Origin of the sequence: Mycobacterium talmoniae, assembly GCF_001854525.1 — a bacterium.
In the GTDB taxonomy this organism is placed as follows: domain Bacteria; phylum Actinomycetota; class Actinomycetes; order Mycobacteriales; family Mycobacteriaceae; genus Mycobacterium; species Mycobacterium talmoniae.
Genome location: NZ_MLQM01000272.1, coordinates 1 through 4028, shown reverse-complemented (window position 1 = coordinate 4028; position 4028 = coordinate 1). Strand labels below are relative to the sequence as shown.

Genomic DNA, 4028 nt, shown 5'->3' with positions numbered 1-4028 from the left:
CGTCGGGGGTGACGACGGTGATACCGCGCAGCGCCGCGACCCGCCCCGCCGCGGTGACGGTGTCGACCAGCATGGCCAACACCACCCGTTCCCGGGTGCGGGCCGGAAAGATCGGCGCCAGCCGGGTCTTGGCCGCGGTCAACCGCTTCACGGCGATGATCAAGCCGACATCACCGAGTTCGTCGGCCCGCATGCTTCCCACGTGCGCCCATCCTGCCAGCGTTGCCCTCGCTGCCATGCGCCGCCGCCTGCCATCATGCAGGTATCCGCCCCACGGCCATTAAGGTGGCTCGCGGGTGGCAGCGGAAGGTGAACGCATGACCGGCAGTGAGGGCGCCGTCGCGGTGATGGGCGCCGGCGCGTGGGGGACGGCACTGGCCAAGGTGCTCGCCGACGCCGGCAGCGCGGTCACCCTGTGGGCGCGGCGGCCCGAGGTCGCCGCGACGATCAACGACACCGGCTACAACGCCGACTACTTGCCCGGCGTGCAGCTGCCCCCGGGCATTCGGGCCACCGACGACGCCGCCGCGGCGCTCGAGGGCGCCACCACGGTGCTGCTCGGCGTCCCGGCGCAGACCCTGCGCGCCAACATCGAGCCGTGGACACCGCTGCTGGCCGAGGGCGCCACGCTGGTCAGCCTCGCCAAGGGCATCGAGTTGGGCACCCTGATGCGGATGAGCCAGGTCATCGTCGCGGTCACCGGGGTGGACCCGTCTCAGGTGGCGGTGCTGTCCGGACCGAACCTGGCCAGCGAGATCGCCGCCGGCCAGCCCGCGGCCACCGTTATCGCCTGCAGCGACTCCGGTCGCGCGGTGGCGCTGCAGCGGATGCTCAACGCCGGATACTTCCGCCCGTACACCAACGCCGACGTCATCGGCACCGAGATCGGCGGCGCCTGCAAAAACGTCATCGCGCTGGCCTGCGGGATGGCGGCCGGGGTGGGGTTGGGTGAAAACACGCTGGCCGCGATCATCACCCGCGGGTTGGCCGAGATCATCCGGCTCGGTATTGCGCTGGGCGCCAAAGGGGCCACGCTGGCCGGGCTGGCCGGGGTGGGGGACCTGGTGGCGACCTGCACCTCGCCTCGGTCCCGGAATCGGTCCTTCGGTGAGCGGCTGGGGCGGGGGGAGACGTTGACCGCGGCGCTGCAGGCGGGTGAGGGCCACGTGGTCGAGGGGGTGACGTCGTGTCAGTCGGTGCTGGCGCTGGCCGCCAGCTACGACGTGGAAATGCCGCTCACCGACGCCGTGCACCGGGTGTGCCACAAGGGCCTGTCGGTCGATGAGGCGATGGCCCTGCTGCTGGGGCGCCGCACCAAACCGGAGTGATGATGCGGCCCGGTCAGTACGGCGATTCCACGCGCAGCGTCAAAGCGGTGAGCCCGCCGGCCGTGCCGGGCCAGCCGGTGGCGCCCGCGCCGGTGCCGGCGTCCGCCTTCCATCTGTCTAGCGACGAAACCACCGAGCTTGACACCTACGGCCGCAATTCCAATCCGACGTGGCGGCAGCTGGAGTCGGGTTTGGCGGAGCTGGAAGGTGCGGCGGCGGCGTTGGTGTTCGGCTCCGGCATGGCGGCGATCACCGCCGCGCTGCGCGCGCTGACCCAACCCGGCTGTGTGCTGGTGATACCGGCCGACGGCTACTACCAGGTGCGCCGCTACGCGGCGGAATACCTTGCGCCCCTGGGGATTACGGTGATCGAGGCGGGAGCCGCCCAGATGTGCGAGGCGGCCGCGGCCGCCGACGTGGTGCTGGCCGAAACCCCCACCAATCCCGGGCTGGACGTGGTCGATCTGCATCGGCTGGCCACGATCTGTCGCGGCCGCGGCGCCACGCTGGTGGTGGACAACACCGCCGCCACCCCGCTGGGTCAGCAGCCGCTGTCGTTGGGCGCGGACCTGGTGGTGGCCAGCGCCACCAAGGTGTTGGCCGGTCACAGCGACGTGGTGGCCGGCTACGTGGCCGGCGGCCGGCCGGAGCTGGTCACCGCCGTGGAATCCGAACGGCTGCTGGCCGGACCGATCCTGGGTGCCTTCGAGGCGTGGCTGGTGCTGCGCAGCCTGGGCAGCGCCGGTCTGCGATTTGAGCGGCAATGCACCAACGCGCAGGCCCTGGCGACGATGCTGCGGGGCCATCCCGCGGTGCGCCGGGTGCGCTATCCCGGGCTGCCCGACGATCCGGCGTATCCGGTGGCCGAGGCGCAGATGTCGCGGTTCGGCTGCCTGGTGTCGGTGGAGTTGGCCGACGCGGCCGCCGTGCACGCGCTGGTGCAGCGCAGCGAGCTGCTGATCGCCTCCACCAGCTTCGGGGGCATCCACACCACGGTGGACCGGCGCGCCCGCTGGGGCGACCCGGTGCCCGAGGGTTTCGCCCGGATCGCGCTGGGCATCGAGGACACCGACGACCTGCTCACCGACGTGTCCCGCGCACTGGGCTAAAAACCGCAGCTCACGGCCGGGGTGCCCGGCGTCGGGGGCCCCACCAGGTAGCCTCTCTAGGTTGTGACCGCAGGTAGCCGCACCCGTGTCGCCGTCGTGTTCGGTGGCCGCAGCAACGAGCACGCCATCTCGTGCGTGTCGGCCGGCAGCATCCTGCGCAACCTGGACCCGCAGCGCTTCGAGGTGATCGCGATCGGCATCACCCCGGGCGGCTCCTGGGTGCTCACCGACGGTGACCCCGACGCGTTGGCGATCAGCAACCGCCAGCTGCCCGCGGTGACGTCGGCCTCCGGCGCCGCGTTGGCCCTGCCCGCCGACCCGCAGCGGGCCGGCCAGCTGGTGGCGTTGTCGCCCGGCGCCGGGGAGGTGTTGGCGGACGTCGATGTGGTGTTCCCGGTGCTGCACGGTCCGTACGGCGAGGACGGCACCATCCAGGGGCTGCTGGAGCTGGCCGGGGTGCCCTATGTGGGGGCCGGGGTGCTGGCCAGCGCCGCCGGCATGGACAAGGAGTTCACCAAGAAGCTGCTGGTGGCCGAGGGGCTGCCGATCGGCGCGCACGCGGTGCTGCGGGGGTCGCAGTCGACGCTGGATGCCGCGCAGCGGGAGCGGCTGGGGCTGCCGGTCTTCGTCAAACCCGCGCGGGGCGGCTCCTCGATCGGGGTCAACCAGGTGTCGCACTGGAGCGAGCTGCCCGCCGCGATCGCCGACGCCCGCCGCCACGATCCGAAGGTGATCGTCGAAGCCGCGATCGCCGGCCGGGAGCTGGAGTGCGGTGTGCTGGAGTTCCCCGACGGCACCGTGCGGGCCAGCACGATCGGCGAGATCCGGGTGGCCGGGGTGCGGGGCCGGGAGGACTCCTTCTACGACTTCGCCACCAAGTACCTCGATGATGCCGCCGAGCTGGACGTGCCCGCCAAGATCGACGACGACGTCGCCGAGCAGGTGCGCCAGCTGGCCGTCCGGGCGTTTCGGGCCATCGACGGGCAGGGTCTGGCCCGGGTGGATTTCTTCCTCACCGAGGACGGTCCGGTGATCAACGAGGTCAACACCATGCCCGGGTTCACCACCATCTCGATGTACCCGCGGATGTGGGCGGCCAGCGGCGTGGACTATCCCACCCTGCTGGCCACCATGGTGGACACCGCCCTGGCCCGCGGCACCGGCCTGCGCTGAGTTTCTCGCTCGCCGGGTGTGGAGTTGAGCAACGCCGCCGCGCGCAGACCGTGACACAACTCCACGCTCGGCGGGACCGGGGGGCTACCCCACCGGCGCCGGATTGATCGGCACCGCGGCGAGGGTGGCCGCGATGAGATCCGAGAGCTGCTGGATCGGGGTCGGCCCCGACCCCGGCGGCAACGTCAACGCCACATACACCGGCCGGTCCACGGCGTACCAGGTGGTGCGGTCCTCCACGCCCACCCGGAACCACTGCACGGCGTTGACGACCTGGATCGGCGCGCTCGCGGTGAAGTCGGCGGGCCGGTCCAGCCCGCAGCGCAGCACCACCGGCTCACCGTCGCCGTCGGGACGCCAGGCGGCCGCGCCCTCGGGGGCGGGCGGGGCCAGCTCGGCGCGTCGATAGTCGCCGAGT

At 72.2% G+C, this 4028-nt stretch carries 4 protein-coding genes and 1 pseudogene; 3 read left to right on the top strand and 2 right to left on the bottom strand.

The features are described from left to right. Window positions 1-193 (bottom strand): annotated as a pseudogene (locus BKN37_RS26180) (2-phospho-L-lactate guanylyltransferase); the annotation flags it as partial. A gap of 124 nt (window positions 194-317) precedes the next feature. Here BKN37_RS26180 and BKN37_RS26175 point away from each other — a divergent pair. The 3 genes from BKN37_RS26175 to BKN37_RS26165 all read left to right on the top strand — a co-directional run bounded on the left by BKN37_RS26175 (window position 318) and on the right by BKN37_RS26165 (window position 3610). Next, window positions 318-1328, top strand: coding sequence for an NAD(P)H-dependent glycerol-3-phosphate dehydrogenase (locus BKN37_RS26175; RefSeq protein WP_071030119.1), 1011 nt, complete (start codon window positions 318-320; stop codon window positions 1326-1328). A gap of 2 nt (window positions 1329-1330) precedes the next feature. Continuing rightward, entirely contained in the window at window positions 1331-2437 is a 1107-nt protein-coding gene (locus tag BKN37_RS26170; RefSeq protein ID WP_071030120.1) for a cystathionine gamma-lyase, read from the top strand. Between the two features lie 63 nt (window positions 2438-2500). Continuing rightward, window positions 2501-3610 (top strand): D-alanine--D-alanine ligase family protein, encoded by a 1110-nt coding sequence (locus BKN37_RS26165; RefSeq protein WP_071030117.1) that lies wholly within the window; start codon window positions 2501-2503, stop codon window positions 3608-3610. Window positions 3611-3694: 84 nt separating this feature from the next. Here the strand turns inward: BKN37_RS26165 and BKN37_RS26160 are convergent. Beyond that, window positions 3695-4028: DUF3515 domain-containing protein (locus BKN37_RS26160; RefSeq protein ID WP_131823710.1), on the bottom strand; the 334-nt coding region annotated here is incomplete at its 5' end.

Coding starts and splice junctions, on each gene's coding strand:
- BKN37_RS26175 (WP_071030119.1), top strand. CDS start 318: ATGACCGGCAGTGAGGGCGCCGTCGCGGTGATGGGCGCCGGCGCGTGG.
- BKN37_RS26170 (WP_071030120.1), top strand. CDS start 1,331: ATGCGGCCCGGTCAGTACGGCGATTCCACGCGCAGCGTCAAAGCGGTG.